Genomic DNA, 14,971 nt, shown 5'->3' with positions numbered 1-14,971 from the left:
GCGGCAAGTGGGCGATGGGAGGTGGTCGGGATGACCGAGCCCGGCGTGACTGAGGAAGGCCGGCCGCGGGCCGTGCTGCTGTGCGTGCCGTTCGCGGGAGCGGGAGCGTCGTTCTTCCACCCGTGGCGGGCGCTGTCCGGCGACCGGTGGCGGGTCGTGGCGGTCGAACTGCCCGGCCGGGAGCGGCGCATCCTGGAGGAGCCGTACCGCGACGTGATCGAGGCGGCCAAGGGCTCGGTGGACGACGTCCTCGCCGAGATCGGCGACGCGGAGCGGGTCCTGGTGTTCGGGCACAGTCTGGGCGCCGTGCTCGCGTACGAGCTGGTGCACCTGCTGACCGCGCGTGGCGTGCCTGTCGAGCGGCTGGTCGTCAGCGGCTCCCCGGGCCCGTGGACGCAGCGCGAGCGGCGCGCCACCGGGCTCCCCGACGAGGAGTTCCTGGCCCGGGTCGAGGAGTTCGCCGGGTTCCGGCACGAGGCGCTTGACCACCCGGAGATGCGCGAACTGATCCTCCCCGTACTCCAAGCCGACTGCGAGATGCACGAGAACTACGTTCCGAGCACCGACGACCCGGTGGCGGTGCCGATCTGCTCGGTCCGGGGCGACGCCGACGGCCTGGTCAGCGCGGAAGAGGCGCGGCAGTGGCGGGACGCGACCACGGGTGGGTTCAGCCGGGCGGAGTTCCCGGGCGACCACATGTACCTGGTGGACCGCGCCCGGGACGTGCTGGACCTGATCGAGGCGGAGTCCGCCCGCGATCACTGACGTCCGGCCGATGCCCGGCGCCGGAATCCTCCGGCGCCGGGCCCCCTGGCACCATCCGATCGATCAATGGCGTCACAGCACGTCAAGGAGACGCAGATTATGGCTGAGCCGTATGTGAGCCTGCTGGACCCCGAATTCGGCGACGACCCCAACGCCGCCTTCGCGCGCCTGCGGAAGATGTCCCCGCTCGTCCGCATCGGGTTCCCCGGTGGGCCGCCGGTCTGGCTGGTCACGCGGAACGAGGACATCTGGTCGGCGCTGAGCGACCCGCGGCTCGTGGTGGACTACCAGAACGTGCCGGGACACCGCGGGCCCAGCCTCGCCGACCAGGCGATCGAGGCCCTCGGTCTGCCGGACGAGTTCCGCGAGTACCTGGCGGCCAACCTGATGCTGGTGGACGGCAAGTACCACAGCCGGCTGCGCCGGCTGGTGACGCCCGCGTTCAGCGCCAAGCGGATGAAGGCGCTGAAGCCGCGCATCGAGGAGATCTCCGACCGACTCCTCGACGCCATGGTCGCCAAGGGCGGCGGGGACCTCATCGAGGACTACTCCTCCCCGCTGACCGGCTCCGTCATCTGCGAGCTCATCGGCGTCGACGAGGCCGACCGGCCGCAGGTGCGCAAGTGGATGAACGACTACGCCAACGCCGACGTCGACCTGGCCGCGAGCATCCGCAGCCTGGTCGAGTACGTCAAGGGGCTCATCGAGCGGCGCCGGGCCGAGCCCAGGGACGACATGATCTCCACCCTGGTGCGGAAGAGCGAGGAGGGCGACGACCGGCTCACCGAGGCCGAGATCGTCTCGCTGGTGCTCGTCGTGGTGAACAACGGACACCACTCCACCGCCCACTTCATCCCGAACGCGATCCTCACGCTCTTCGACAACCCGGACCAACTGGCCCTGCTGCGTTCCAAGCCGGAGGCCCTCCCGCACGCCATGTACGAGCTGATGCGGATCGCCAACCCCGTCCCGCTCGCCGGGCCGCGTTACGCGACCGAGGACATGGAGTTTGCCGGCATCCGGGTCTGCAAGGGCGACGCCCTGACGGCCTCCCTGCACTCCGGCAACTTCGACGAGGCCGTCTTCCCCGATCCCGAACGGTGCGACGTGGAGCGCGAGGCGAAGCGCGGGCAGGGCCACCTCGCGTTCGCCGCGGGCCCGCACTATTGCCTCGGCGCGGCGCTCGCCTACCTGGAGGGCGAGGTGGCCCTCGATCACCTGCTGATCCAGCGCGAAACCCTGGAGATCGACGGCCGCCTGACCTATCACGAGCCGATCGCCGGCGGTGGCAGGCCGCTGCACGCGTTCCCGGTTCGCCTCTGACCCTTTCATCGAAACCGGGGCCGCCGCGGCGACCGCCGCGGCCGGCCCCGGTCGACTACGCCCCCTGGAGGTGGCGGTGGACATCCAGACGATCGATCACATCGAGTACTTCGCCGAGAACGCCGAGAAGGCGGCCTCGGAGCTGTGCGACCGGCTCGGCTTCGTCGTCGCCGGTCGCGGCGGAGCCCGGACGGGCCTGCGCGGATGCGAGTCCGTCCTGCTCCGCCAGCACGACATCGCCCTGCTGGTGACCTCGGCCACCAGCCCGGACCACCGTGCCGCCGAGTACGTCGAGCGGCACGGCGAGGGCGTCGGCGTGATCGCCCTGCGGGTCGACGACGCGCAGGCCGCCTTCGCGGAGGTGGTCGAGCGCGGCGCGGTCCCGGTCGCCCCGCCGGAGGTCCTCGGCCCCGAGGGGGCCCGGGTCGTCTTCGCCTCGGTGGGCGGGTTCGGCGACGTGGAGCACCGCTTCGTCTCCCGCGACCTACCGGACGGCCCGTTCGCCCCGCTGATCGAGGAGACCGGCCGGGACCGCTCGGCCGAGGGACTGTTCACGGAGATCGACCACCTCGCGGTGTGCGTGCCCGCCGGCACGCTGGAGCAGACGGTGCTCCGCTACAAGGAGATATTCGGGCTCCGGCAGACCTTCGAGGAGCAGATCATCGTCGGGAACCAGGCGATGGACTCGAAGGTGGTCCAAAGCGATTCCGGACGGCTGACCCTGACCATCATCGAGCCGGACGTCACCCGGGCCCCAGGGCAGATCGACCGGTTCATCGAGGCCCACGACGGCGCCGGCGTGCAGCACATCGCGTTCCTGACCGAGGACATCCTGACCGCGGTGCCCGCGAGCGCCGAGCGCGGCGTGCGCTTCCTCACCACGCCGTCCGGCTACTACGACGTGCTGGGGTCGCGGCTCGGCCCGATCGGCGTCCCGGTGGAGGCGCTGCGCGAGCTCAACGTGCTCGCCGACCGTGACCACGTGGGGGTCATGCTGCAGATCTTCACCAGATCGGAGCACCCGCGCGGCACCCTGTTCTACGAGCTGATCGACCGCCGGGGCGCCCGCACCTTCGGCAGCAACAACATCAAGGCGCTCTACGAGGCCGTGGACCGCCAGCAGGAGGGCAGCCCGACCGGCCGGGCCGTGTCGTAGCCGCCGGGCGGACGCCGAAGGCCGCTGCCGCGCGTTGTCCCGCCGCTCACGGCGGGGACAACGAGCGGCAGCGGCCGTTGCGAGGAGTGCTGCCGGGAGTCACCAAGAGGTCAGTGAGAACCGTTCGCTGAGTCCGCGGGCCTCGATCGCGAAGTCCCGTATTTGTTCGGCCTTGAGGATCATCTGGTCGTCGCCGTTCAGCTTGGCGATCTCGACCAGCCAGTCGTAGGTCTCGCCGGAGTGCACTTCGTACTTGTAGTGCACCTTGGACAGCAGGAACAGGACGTCCCGGAAGTTCTCCCGCTCGATCACGTTCGAGAGGGACAGGATCCGGTCCCGGTTCTCCGAGGTGAAGGGGAGTCGCTCCGGCAGGTCCGGAACGGCGCCCGGGGCGTAGAAACCGGAATCCGCGAAGGCGTCCTTCTCGTCGAATTCACCGTCGAACACCAGGTCGACGCAGAGCGCCTGCCGGCTGAGCTCGGAGAGATTGACGGCCGAGTGTACCGTCGCGGCGTCGAGGAACCAGATTTCGCCCGGCCGCATATGGATGACCGTGTCCTCGTTGGAGTGGAGGGCGAACGGATTGTCCTCCAGCACCATGAAAGTGCGGAAGTACCGGTCGAGCCCGCGGTCGAGTTCGACGAAGTCGCGGTGGGGGATGACGACGGCGTTCTTCAGGTTCCGGCTCCGGGCCATCTGGAGACGGTCGCCGTTGTACACGGTGGTGATGATCTCGTTGAGGTACGGAACGCGGTCCGCGTGCTCGGTCGGTTTCGCCGAGGAACCGTCCAGATCGCGATAGAGTCGATCGTCGCCGCTTCCGCTGGCGTTCCACAGCGGGATGTTCTTCCAGAATCCGTTGGCGAACTCGTCGTACTCCTCTTCCGCGGTGGGAACGGCGGCGAGGTATTCAAGATCGGGTGCCAGGCGTGCCGGATCCAGGTCGATCTTGCCGAGGATGTGCGAGCGCATCTGACCTCTCAATTTCGCGAGACGTGTGTGGACAGTCGCGACCAGGGGGGGACGTGGGTATTTCCACTGTCCCGTCGACAGGACAGTGGACGGGCGGGCCGGTCGGCCGTTTATTCTCCGGTCCCTTGTCACGGTTGACCTTAGGACGTTCCCCGGCGGAACGTCCATTCCCGCGCAGGGGATCGAACTCGGCTCAGCAGCCCTCTCGGCACGGGCAGTTGAACGACTTCCCCGTTAGACTCGCATTCGTGACGCATGAGGGCCGGAATGGGGCCGTGAACACGCATGGCTAATGCCGGCCGGTGGATGGCAATTGTGGTTTCGGGATCCGGATGGCATCGATCAAGAGTGGGGCGAGTACATGACTGAGTTGGAAAAGCTGGTGCGTGGTGTGCCCGATCCGGTCGTGCGCGAATTCCTGCTGATGGTGGACGACAGCGTGGTCGCGGTGCTGCCGTACGCGCTGGCCATCGCCGCGCGGCTCGGTGTGGCCGACGCCTGCGCGGCGGACGGATCGTCACCCGAGGAGCTCGCGGCCACCGTCGGATTCGGGGCGGAGCCGCTCGCGAGCCTGCTGAACGCCCTCACCGGGGCCGGCTTCTTCACCCGGGACCACCGGGGCCACTTCACGCCCACCGAGCTGGGCGGGGTGCTCAAGGCCGACTCCGCGGTGTCGATGCGGGCCACGCTCTCCAATCTGGACTCGTTCCGGTCCTGGCTGCAGGCCGCCGACGCCGCCGCGGCCAGGCAGCCGCTCCCGGCCGCCCATGGCGAGACCTTCTTCGTGGACAACGAGACCAGGCCCACGCCCGAGGCCGACTTCAACATTCGGATGAAGGAGCGGGCCAAGCGCCTGTACAGCGGCCTGGCGGACCTGCCGGTGTGGGACGAGACCCGGACCGTCATGGACATCGGCGGCGGCATCGGCACCGTGATGTCCTTGGTGCTCCAGGCCCACGAGCGGCTGAACGGCGTGCTGTTCGACCGCCGTTCGGTGATCGATCGCGCGGATCAGGACTCCCCGCTCGGTCCGGTGCGGGACCGCTGCACGCTGGTGGCCGGCGACTTCTTCGAGGAGCTTCCCGGGGGCGCGGACACCCACTTCCTGGGCAGCGTGCTGCATGACTGGGACGACGAGAAGGCGGCCGAGATCCTGCGCGCCAGCGTCCGGGCGCTCGCTCCCGGCGGCCGGGTGCTGATCTGCGAACTCGTCGTCCCCGAGACCGACGAACCCCATCCGGCCCGCTGGAGCGACCTCGGCATGCTGGTGCTGCTCGGCGGCCGTGAACGTTCGCTGTCGGAGTTCGACAAGCTGTTCGCCGGCGTCGGCCTGACCCGGTCCCGGGTGTTCCCGGTCGGCGAGTCGAGCTTCAGCGTCATCGAGGCGGTTCCGTCCGGGCAGGCCCGTCAGGCGTGACGCGGGGCCTGCCTCGACGAACGTTCGTCAGGAGTGCGCGACGGCGGCGGGACGCCGTGCCCCCAGGGCGTCCCTGAGGTCTTCGACCATCCGTGCGGCGAGGTCGCGCGGACGGTCGAAGAGGTAGAAGTGGCCCCCCGGGAAGTGGTGCAGCCGGATCGGGCGATCGGTGTGCGACTCCCAACCGCGCAGGCCCTCGATGGGAGCGGCCGTGTCGTCCGTCCCGCCGAACACGCTGATCGGCACGGACAGCCGGACCGGGGGCACGGGCCGGGGGGCTTCCAGCAGCCCGAGGTCCGCCCCGAGCAGATCGAGCGCGTAGTCCAGCAGTTCCTCGCACTCGAACACCTCCTCCGGCGTCCCGCCGAGACGACGCATGAAGTCGATCAGATGCTCGCGGTCCCGCACCGAGCCGGCGCCCGTCGCCGGCCGACCGGTCGGCGGAACGGCGGCCGTGCCGTGCGGAGTGATGCCCGAGAGGCCGAGCCACACCGGCCGCTCGGCGGGGGCCGTCGCCGCCGCGACCTCATGGGCCACCATGCCGCCCATGCTGTGCCCGAAGAAGGCGCGCGGTCCGTCGGTGACGGCCAGCACCCGGGGCACGAGCTCCCGGACCACCTCGTCGATCGAGGTCAGCGGCCTCGCCTCGCTGTGGCGCCCGCGACCGGGCAGGTCGACGAGCACCACGTCGAAGTCCTCCGGGACCTCGGCCGCCAATGGCCGGTAGAGCGGCGACGAACCGCCCGCGTGATGAAAGACAAAGAGCGTGGCGGCCGAGTTCCGGGTTTTCTGCTGGACCGTCATCCAGGTGTCGATGTGCGTGCCGTTCCGATGCCTCATGGGTGTGGAATTCCCCCTCGTGAAATAGTCACCGCCGAGGTCAATTCCGGTCGGCGGCTTCTGACTGATCCTAACCTCAAGATTTCACGAAGTGGACTGTCCGGAAGGTGACCGGCCCAGCAGAAAGTTCCGCTGACCAAAGAGAACGAGTAATTGTCGAAGTGCCTGTTTCCTCCCAGGTCGGCAACGCTTTTCAGGCGAACAGGCGTGTCGGGTCATACCCGCTTGTGCGGGTGTCGGGTGACGGCAGCGGGGTCGTCTCGCAGGCCGACGGGGTCCTGCCGGCGGAGACAGCGCGCCGCACGGGCCCGGCCTCGAAGCTCACGCGGTTCGGGCACGACCTCGTTTCTCCGGGCTCCGGAGTGCTGAGCTCCATCTTCCGGGAAGACGTGAGGTAGGGCTCACACGGTCCGGGGCCGGCGGCGCAACTGCCGCCGCCCCCATGAGCATTGCTGACAGGACCCACCGTGCTCGCGCAGCTTCCCCTGCCCCGTTTGCTGCCGGCCGAAGACCGGCGCCTGGTCGAGGGGTGCTGCCGGACTGCCATCGAACAGGTCGGCAGGTCACTCGTCGATGGTCTGGTAGAGCGTGGTCCAGAAGTCGTGGATGGCCCGCGCCGAATCGGGGGTGGACATACCGGTCTGGGTGAGCAGGATGCCGACGAGCTGGTTGCTCGGGTCGGCGTACGTCGTAGTGCCGGCTCCGCCGTCCCAGCCGAATTGGCCGATGGGCGCGTAGTCGCCGCGGTAGGTGCGCACCGCCATCCCGAAGCCCCAGCCGCCGTGCTGTCCTTGGCCGTATGACAGATGGACGATGCCGCGGGCCCAGGCGTCTCGGGCGGCCATCTGCTCGGTCGTGAGCCGGTTGGTGGTCATCAGCTCGACGGCGGACCGGGACAGGATCCGTTCGGCGCCGTGCGTTCCGCTGTTGAGCAGCATGCGGAAGTAGGCGTGGTAGTCGTCGACGGTGGAATCCAGTCCGCCGCCGCTGGACTGGAATGCCGGAGGCTTGCTGTGGTGCCCCCCTTCGGCCTGGTCCTCCGTGGTGAACTCTCCGGTCCGCGGATCGGGGGCGTACAGGGGCGGCAGCCGGTCGATCTTGTCGGCGGGCACGTGGAAGCCGGTGTCCTTCATCCCCAGCGGGTCGAAGACGCGCTCGCGCAGGAACGCCTCGAAGGACCGGCCGGTGACCCTGGCCACCAGCACCCCGAGGACGTCGTCGCTGACGTTGTACAGCCACCGCTCTCCGGGCTGGTACATCAGTGGGAGCGTGCCCAGGCGGCGCATCCACTCATCCGGCTCCACTGCCGGTAACATCCATCCGTTCTCGCCGTAGACCTTCCGCTCCAAGTACGCCCTCATCATCGACGAGCCCATCGCCGTGGTGTCCAGGCCGAGCCCGCAGGTCGAGGTGAGCAGGTCCCGCACGGTGATCGGACGCCGTGCCGGCACGGTCTCGTCCAGCGGGCTGTCGGCTCGCTTGAGAACCCGCCGGTCGGCGAGCTCGGGCAGCCACCGGTCCACCGGGTCGTCCAGCCGCAGCCGGCACTCGTCCAGCAGGACCATCGTCGCGGCGACCGCGACGGGCTTGGTCGTCGATGCCATGCGGAAGATGGTGTCCCGGCGCATCGGCGCGCCGCCGTCGTGGCGCATCGTTCCGATCGCTTCGACGTGCGTCTCCTCGTCCCTGCTGACCAGGGCGACGAGCCCGGGTATCTTCCCGGACTCCACATGTCGGGCCAGGACCCCACGCAGCCTGCGCAGCCCCGCTTCGGAGAAGCCGTCAGTGCCTTTTCCCATCGTGAATCTCCTTGTGCGAGCGTTGGCCTTGTCGAGGCCTGTCCCCGGCATGGCCTTCATGGGTGTGCATGGGCACCTGCGGCGCGTCCGCTGCGCGCGGTTCCGGGGCAATTGATGAACAGCGCATGGCAACCGGAGCCGTTGTCGTCATGAACCGCCGCCGACACGCGGCGAGAGGCGGCCGACCAGGTATGGCGCCATGGTCGGCCAGAGCCGGCAGGCGATGAAGTGGTGCTCGGCGCCCGGCGTGACGCGCTGCGCCGTTGTCAGACTGTCCTGTCTTGTCTTCCGGTGTCTTCACCGGCGGTGCGGCACTCGATGCCGTCGGTGAGCCGCTTCCGCGCACGAGCGGGTGGGCAGCCGCCCTCCGAGTGGTTCTGAGCGAACGTCTCTACGGACTCCGCCGGGTCCGCCCCCACGATTTCGTGGATCGGCGTTCCGTCCGCCGCGGCCCGTTCGAACAGGTCGGCGAGGTCTTCGAGCGTCGACGCATTGCTGTCGCCGTCGGTCGGCACGAAGTGCGCCAAGTGCCGCTCGATCGCTTCGACCGCCGTGCGGTGGCCCCCAGGAAGCGCCTCGCCCCGCGCCTTGCCCGCCCTCCAGCGCTCCTCGGGCCCGATCACCTTCGAGGCGAGACCGCTCTAGTCGCCATCGGACATGGTCAGCTTCCCGCTTCGCGGAGCTGTTCCAGCCGTTCCGCCAAGAAGCTCCACGTCTTCCAGAACCCTTCGAGGTACTCCCGTCCCTGAGCGTTGAGGGAGTGCACCTTGCGCGGCGGCCCCTTCTCGGAGGGGACCTTCTTCACGTCGACGAGGCCTCGCTTCTCCATCCTGATGAGCAGCGCGTAGACGGTTCCTTCGGTGATGTCGGAGAAACCCTGCTCCCGCAGCCGTGCGGTGATCTCGTAGCCGTAGGCGGCCTGGCCGGACAGGGATGCGAGAACGATGCCCTCCAGCGTGCCCTTGAGCATCTCCGTCAACAGCTTGGCCATGGAACACCTCCCCGTGGATCAGGCAACGGCGCCACGTACCGGTACACTGTAACGCTGACTACCGGTACTTGGCAAGACAGACTAGTGAGAGCCGGGCAGCAGCCCGGCAGAGCCTGTCGGAGCCCGGGCGGCGGGGGAGACCTCATCGCCCAGGCGGCGGGTGAGGCGACCTTCCGCGCGTAGGCCGCTCGGCCACCCCACCACGTCACCACCCTCGTCCCGGAGGGTGGCGGGCCGCGCACGTCGCGCCGCCGGAAGCGGCGTAGGCCTGGCGACCGGTCCGTACAGGTGACGGGACCTGTGCCTTGCGGCGCTCCCGGGACGCTGAGGGGGGCCGGAACCGGACGGGAAGCATGCTGAGGCGGGCACCCGCGTATGTGTCCGTCCGGGAGCGCTCGCAGGGATGGCAGCTCGGCGAACCCCCTGTCCGGGCTCGTCCGCGGACACATCCGGCCACCCGACAGGCCAGGCGGGTCTTCGGCAGTCGGCGTCAGCGACGTGGGTGAACAGATCGGTCGGCAACGCGCAAAAGTGCCGTGGCGGCCTCGGGTACGAGGTCCGCCTGCTCAAGGTAGGAGACCGCTGTGTGGAGTGATCTTCTGGCCTGTTCTTCGGTCCGGCGGCGTCCACCGGCTTGTTCCGACAGAGCGGCGCATGCTTGTCGCCGCGTACCTGTGGGGGGTGCGTTGTCGCGGAGGAGCAGGCGCAGTTCGGTCGCTGCCGGATGGTCTTCGGCGAGCGCGGTGAGCACAGGGTAGGTGTTTCTGCGGGACCTGTTGCCGGAGTGATCGAGATCGGTTCGACCGTCGTGGCTTCCCCATAGGCTCAGCAGGTCGTTCGTCAGCCGTAAAGCCAGCCCGAAATGTGCTCCGAAATTGCGCAGGCACGTGGTCGTCTGCTCGTCGGCGTCGGCGAAGAGTCCGCCCAGCGCGCACGAGGTCGCGATGAGAGAGCCGGTTTCGGCTCGAGCCATCGCGAGGTACTCATCCGGCGCGACATCGGTGCGAGCCTCGAGGGCGACCTGGGTGTTCGCACCGTCGAGCATGACGCTGACGGTCCGGAGGAGTTCGTGTGCGGCCCGCACCGCCCGGCGCGCGGGCCGGGACTCCAGCAGAGCAGTCGTGGCCATGGCCAGGAGGGCATCGCCGGCAAGGAGAGCCGCCGGTGTCCCGAAGACGGCCCGAGAAGTGGGCCGATGCCCCCGCACGGTCTCTTGGTCGATGACGTCCTCATGCAGGAGAACGAACTGGTGGACGAGTTCGGCGGCGGCAGCGGCTTGGGCGGCGGGCCGGGCTCGCGTGGCACCGGCTGCTCGGGAAGCGAGCAGTACAAGTGCCGGCCGGAGCGCCCTGCCGTTGGTTTCACGGGTGATGTCACCCCGCGAGTCCCACCAGTCGAGGTGGTATTCGGCGACCTTCCGCAACGAGTCCGGCAGACGGTTCACGTAATCTCGGATGACCGGCTGGGTCACGGCGCGACCCCAGGAAACAGGGTCGGTCTCGTCTCCACCCGGACCGTACTGTGCCTCGTCGTCGGGGCGGGTGGAGTGGCCGTCGGCCATGGAAGCCTCCGGTGTACGTCGCCATAGATACACGGAGATCGCTGTCAGGGGCGTGCGGGAGGACTGCTCCTCGGAGCCGGATCGAAAGGTTTCCCCGGACACGGTCAGTGACGCTTCCCGTGACGCCGGAGCAGGGCCGCGAGCGTAACCGCGCCGACGAGTTTGGAGACCCCACCGTCCTGGATCGGCCGCGGCTTGACCCGATGGCCAAGGTTGGTGTGTGTCTGGACCGTGGTCTGCCGCGCGGTGAGGTCGGCGAAGGCACGCTGTATCTCGCCGGGGCTCTGCTCGGCCGCCGTGAGGAAATGCAGGGCGTATTGGCCCAGGTGCTCCTTGGAGATCAGGTCCCGGAAGAGGTCTGTCAGGATGTCGCTGAGACTGTCGCGTACCGCGTCGCTCAGTTTGAGGCTCGGGTCGATGTTGCGTATCGACCCTTCGACGTTGGCCACCGATTTGCCGATGAGCGAGATCGCCGGTGCCGTCCCGATCCCCCTCTTGGTGGAGTAGCGCAGCACCGCGGTGAGGGAGACGCCGAAGTTGAGCCGGTCGAGCGCCGCGTCGGCCACGATGGGCACGAAGCGGGCCAGGTCGCTGGTGAACCCCCCCATGTTGCTCCACGGGGTGGTGGTGCCGAGACGGATCCACGCCTGGGCGAGCCCGGGGCCGTCGTTGTGGGCCATGGCGATGAAGGCCGCGAGCAGGGCCATGCTGGTACTGCGGTCGACGCGTCCCACCATGCCCCAGTCGATCAGGTACGCCTTGCCGTCCGGGGTGAGGAGGATGTTGCCGGGGTGGGGGTCAGCGTGGAAGAAGCGCTCGCTGAAGTAACAGCGGAACATGAACGCCATGATTTCGCGGGCCATGGTCTTGCGCTTCTTCTTGGAGTACTGGTCCGGTTTGATCCGGTGCGCCGCTTCCCCCTCGACCAAGGCCTGGATCATCACGCGTTCGGTGGCGTCGATGACCTTCGGCACGCGCACGGTTTTCAGGTCGTATGTGAGTTTGCGGGCGTGTTTGCAGTTGTCGGCCTCCTTGGTGAAGTCGAGCTCGTCCTCCATCGCGCGGAAGAGGGTCTCCAGCATCGCTCCGACGTCCACGACCTCGTTGAAGTGCGGGGCGACGCGCGCGATGACCTTGCCGACCCGCTGGAGGACCACCATGTCGGAGGTGACCAGCCGGGTGGAGCCCGGACGCTGGATTTTCACCACGCACGGTCTGCCGTCCGCGAGCTCGGCCTGGTACACCTGGGCGAGCGAGGCCGAGCCGAGCGGCTCTTCGGTGCGGATCCAGTTGAACCGCATCCGCCAGTGCGGCCCGAGATCCGCCTCCAGGACCGGTTCGAACGTGCTGAACGGCGAGACGTTCGCCCGGTCGGTCAGTTGGGCCAGCTCGTCCATCACGTACTGCGGCACGAGGTCAGGCCGTGTGGAGAGGATCTGCCCGATCTTCACGTACAACGGGCCCAGTTCCTCCAGTGCGGCCCGAAGGGCCAACGCCCGATATTCCCGAGTCGACTCGGCGTTCGGGGGTCGGCGTCCGCGGCTCAAGCGAGTGCGTACGGAACGCGCTGCCTCGTCGGCGAGCAGGTGCCCGAAGACGCGTACCGTCTCGGTACCGCGGCCGCCCGGCACTGCCCCCTACGCCTTCGCCGTACTGCTGCCCTTGGCTGCCTGAGCGGTGCCGTGCTGCTGGTTGTGGGACAGGGCGATCTGCTGGGTCAACGCCTGCACCTGCATCGTCAGCGCTTCAAGCGCCTCGTTGTTGCGCCTCGCCCACTTGCGGGCACCCCCACCCTTGCTCTTCCTCTTGCTGTTGAACCCACGACGCGTGGCCCGCCGCAGGTCGCGGTCGATGTCCCACGCGCGATCGAGCACGTCGTCCAGCAGATTGTTCCTGCGCCTCCTGGCCATCAAAGAATCTCCTCAATCCGCCTGTTCTCTACAAAGGGCCGGTGAGTACCGGGGACATACCCAAGGTCTCAGCCCCACACGGGTTGCGCTACTCCCCAGTCGGCTCGCTCTGTTGAAAGCGTTGAAGAGCGGCCTTGCAACGGATCTCACGCGGGCTCCCGGCCAGGTGGTCGGGTGCAATGCGATCCGGCGCCAAGTGCTTTCACAGAAAAGCCCCTCAATTACCCCCGCGCACGCCCCACACGCAAGGGAAAACAAGCGTCGAGCAGGTCATATGATTGTCAGGCCGTCGCCTCTTGCGTCACGACCGCGTGTCGGCGAGACGCCCTACCGGCAAGCACTATACGGACGTATCCTACCGGGGCACCGACTGGCGCTATCCGTCATGCCCGCTGCCGCCTGGTAGTTCAACGACTGTCAGGCCGGCAAGCCGCAGCGGAAGTTCGCGCGATCGCGCATACGCGAGGCTCAATGGGAAAGAGCGGCCGTCTGCTCACGATCGCGGCCAACAGCTCGACGAGATAGGAATCAGGCGCTTGTTGCTTTCGAAGAAGAGAGGGAGTCGGTTCACGCCTTGGTGTTTTCGGCGGGCCCTGGACGTCCCGCCATGCTCCCCAGGAGAGGAAATCTCAGAGTGCCCGCAAAGCGTCGTCCCAATGAATTCCTGCGTTCAGCCCTGGCAGAAGCACAGTGGTCGCACGCCCGCTTACTGCGCGCTGTCGCGCATCTGGCCGCTGAAGCGGACCAACACATGTCCTATGACCGCAGCGCGGTTGCTCATTGGCTCACGGGGACCGAACCGCATCCCACCACCGCCGCGTTCGTGGCCGAAGCGCTCACCAGGCAGTTGGGTCGAGTGGTGACGGTCGAGGACTTGGGATGGAAGCGCAGGCCACCCACCCGTACATCGAAGCCGGGCGAACAACCTTGTGCCGTCGATGAGTTGCTCCAGTTATGCACGGAGCTGACACAGCCGGACACCAGCCAGTCATCGCGCTTCCTGCCCTACCACCTGGACCTGGCCCAGCCGATTCCCAGGCCCTCCACGCCGGCCCGCCCCCACCGGTCACCACGGCATCCCGAGGCCGGTTGCGCCGATCTGGCGGAAGCCAGTGCGACGGAGCAGATGGCCCGCAGGTTTCTCCACGCTTTCCTCAGCTTCGGCGGAGGTCACGCCTGGCGGTCGTTGACGTGCTACCTCCACGACGAGGTATGTCGTTGGCTGCGCACGGACAGCACGACGCCGGCACACCAGCGGTTGCTGCGCGCGGCCGCCCAGTTGACCCTCGTACTCGCTCAGGCGTGGCAGGACCAACTTCGCCACTACGCAGCCCAACGACACCACCGCCTGGCCATGCGGTTGGCCCTTGAAGCGGACGCCCTCGACACGTACGCCCAGACCGTCTGTGCGATGAGTCTTCACGCCCAGGCGCTCGGCCACCATCACTTGGCCCTCCGCTTGGCGCGGAAATCCTGCGAGATTCCCTTGGGCCGGGGGCAGTGTGGGGTCCGATCCCTGCTGCTGGCCCAGCGGTCTGTGGCTCTGGCCCAGGCCGGCGACCGGCGGGGGGCTCTGGCCGACCTCGACCAGGCGACATGGGAACAGCAAGCCCAACTCGCCCGCCCCGGCGCCGAGGAAGACCCCTTCCGCACCTTTCAACTGGCCGACCTGACCTTCCTGCAGGCTCGCACCTGGTCTCTGCTGGGCGATGCCAACGCCGCGGCCGCGACTTTGAAAGTTTCGCGAGAGCACCGTCCCGCCGACCAAATACGCCTTCGAGTACTGACTGATGCCTTTCTCGCTCGACTGTACCTACGGCAACGCAATCTGGAGCGGGCTTCCGCAGCGGCGCAGTCGGCCTTCGCGGAGGAGGGTCGGCTGCGTTCGGCTCGCGCGACGCAGGCTTTAGGAGGATTACGCCGCCACCTGATCGCCTCACGCCCGAACAAGGAGATCATTGAGGTGGTTCAACGCTTTCCGCGGAGGGCACGGGCAGGTGCGACGACTACTCGAAACACCCCCGAGATGCCATCGCCCGCGCCAGAGAACAGGCACCAAAGCATCGACTGAACAACCGACCGACGTCGACGGCAGTCCGGCGCGGGGCCCTCCGTCCCAGGTCTCCACACATCTCCCCACTTTGTCCGCCCGCGCGGACGAAGGAAGGCGAACCGGTCTGCTCTGCCCCCGGCCGCCGTTCAGCACCCCACCCATTACCGTCGCCAGGGGAGGCCTA

13 protein-coding genes are annotated in these 14,971 nt (G+C 68.2%); 5 read left to right on the top strand and 8 right to left on the bottom strand.

Annotation, left to right across the window (positions count from 1 at the left end; all coding sequences use genetic code 11):
- Positions 1 to 30: 30 nt before the first annotated feature.
- From ACZ6X9_RS09290 to hppD, 3 genes are all read left to right on the top strand, one after another.
- Positions 31 to 765, top strand: a complete 735-nt coding sequence (locus tag ACZ6X9_RS09290; RefSeq protein WP_469777318.1) for a thioesterase II family protein — start codon at positions 31 to 33, stop codon at positions 763 to 765.
- A gap of 99 nt (positions 766 to 864) precedes the next feature.
- On the top strand, positions 865 to 2,088 hold the full coding sequence (locus tag ACZ6X9_RS09285; RefSeq protein ID WP_469777317.1) for a cytochrome P450: 1,224 nt from the start codon (positions 865 to 867) through the stop codon (positions 2,086 to 2,088).
- Between the two features lie 76 nt (positions 2,089 to 2,164).
- Entirely contained in the window at positions 2,165 to 3,244 is a 1,080-nt protein-coding gene (gene hppD, locus ACZ6X9_RS09280; protein WP_469777316.1) for a 4-hydroxyphenylpyruvate dioxygenase, read from the top strand.
- 99 nt (positions 3,245 to 3,343) lie between these two features.
- Here hppD and ACZ6X9_RS09275 read toward each other — a convergent pair whose 3' ends face one another.
- Positions 3,344 to 4,216: an aspartyl/asparaginyl beta-hydroxylase domain-containing protein gene (locus ACZ6X9_RS09275; protein ID WP_469777315.1), complete on the bottom strand. Its 873-nt coding sequence runs from the start codon at positions 4,214 to 4,216 to the stop codon at positions 3,344 to 3,346.
- Between the two features lie 361 nt (positions 4,217 to 4,577).
- Here ACZ6X9_RS09275 and ACZ6X9_RS09270 point away from each other — a divergent pair, with 361 nt between their 5' ends.
- The gene (locus tag ACZ6X9_RS09270) at positions 4,578 to 5,633 is read left to right on the top strand and encodes a methyltransferase (protein ID WP_469777314.1); all 1,056 of its coding nucleotides are present in this window, start codon (positions 4,578 to 4,580) and stop codon (positions 5,631 to 5,633) included.
- 27 nt (positions 5,634 to 5,660) lie between these two features.
- Here ACZ6X9_RS09270 and ACZ6X9_RS09265 read toward each other — a convergent pair whose 3' ends face one another.
- The 7 genes from ACZ6X9_RS09265 to ACZ6X9_RS09235 all read right to left on the bottom strand — a co-directional run bounded on the left by ACZ6X9_RS09265 (position 5,661) and on the right by ACZ6X9_RS09235 (position 12,734).
- Positions 5,661 to 6,473, bottom strand: coding sequence for a thioesterase II family protein (locus tag ACZ6X9_RS09265; protein ID WP_469777313.1), 813 nt, complete (start codon positions 6,471 to 6,473; stop codon positions 5,661 to 5,663).
- A 563-nt stretch (positions 6,474 to 7,036) separates the two neighbouring features.
- Positions 7,037 to 8,272 carry a serine hydrolase domain-containing protein gene (locus ACZ6X9_RS09260; RefSeq protein WP_469777312.1) on the bottom strand — a complete coding sequence of 412 codons (1,236 nt, stop codon included), beginning with the start codon at positions 8,270 to 8,272 and terminating at the stop codon, positions 7,037 to 7,039.
- A gap of 266 nt (positions 8,273 to 8,538) precedes the next feature.
- The gene (locus tag ACZ6X9_RS09255; protein ID WP_469777311.1) at positions 8,539 to 8,895 is read right to left on the bottom strand and encodes a DUF1048 domain-containing protein; all 357 of its coding nucleotides are present in this window, start codon (positions 8,893 to 8,895) and stop codon (positions 8,539 to 8,541) included.
- 38 nt (positions 8,896 to 8,933) lie between these two features.
- A complete protein-coding gene (locus ACZ6X9_RS09250; protein ID WP_469777310.1) occupies positions 8,934 to 9,263 on the bottom strand; it encodes a PadR family transcriptional regulator in 330 nt (109 codons plus the stop codon).
- 490 nt (positions 9,264 to 9,753) lie between these two features.
- Positions 9,754 to 10,824 carry a polyprenyl synthetase family protein gene (locus ACZ6X9_RS09245; RefSeq protein WP_469777309.1) on the bottom strand — a complete coding sequence of 357 codons (1,071 nt, stop codon included), beginning with the start codon at positions 10,822 to 10,824 and terminating at the stop codon, positions 9,754 to 9,756.
- Between the two features lie 104 nt (positions 10,825 to 10,928).
- Complete coding sequence (locus ACZ6X9_RS09240) at positions 10,929 to 12,317, bottom strand: ABC1 kinase family protein (RefSeq protein ID WP_469777308.1); 1,389 nt, start codon at positions 12,315 to 12,317, stop codon at positions 10,929 to 10,931.
- Between the two features lie 144 nt (positions 12,318 to 12,461).
- Positions 12,462 to 12,734 carry a hypothetical protein gene (locus ACZ6X9_RS09235; RefSeq protein ID WP_469777307.1) on the bottom strand — a complete coding sequence of 91 codons (273 nt, stop codon included), beginning with the start codon at positions 12,732 to 12,734 and terminating at the stop codon, positions 12,462 to 12,464.
- A gap of 634 nt (positions 12,735 to 13,368) precedes the next feature.
- On the opposite strand from ACZ6X9_RS09235, the gene ACZ6X9_RS09230 reads away from it, so the two are divergent.
- The gene (locus ACZ6X9_RS09230; RefSeq protein WP_469777306.1) at positions 13,369 to 14,805 is read left to right on the top strand and encodes a hypothetical protein; all 1,437 of its coding nucleotides are present in this window, start codon (positions 13,369 to 13,371) and stop codon (positions 14,803 to 14,805) included.
- The last annotated feature ends 166 nt before the right edge of the window (positions 14,806 to 14,971 follow it).

The organism is Streptomyces sp. NPDC052910 (genome assembly GCF_055585605.1).
The sequence above is the reverse complement of the archived record's forward strand: the minus strand, read 5'-3'. Positions and strand labels throughout refer to the sequence as shown.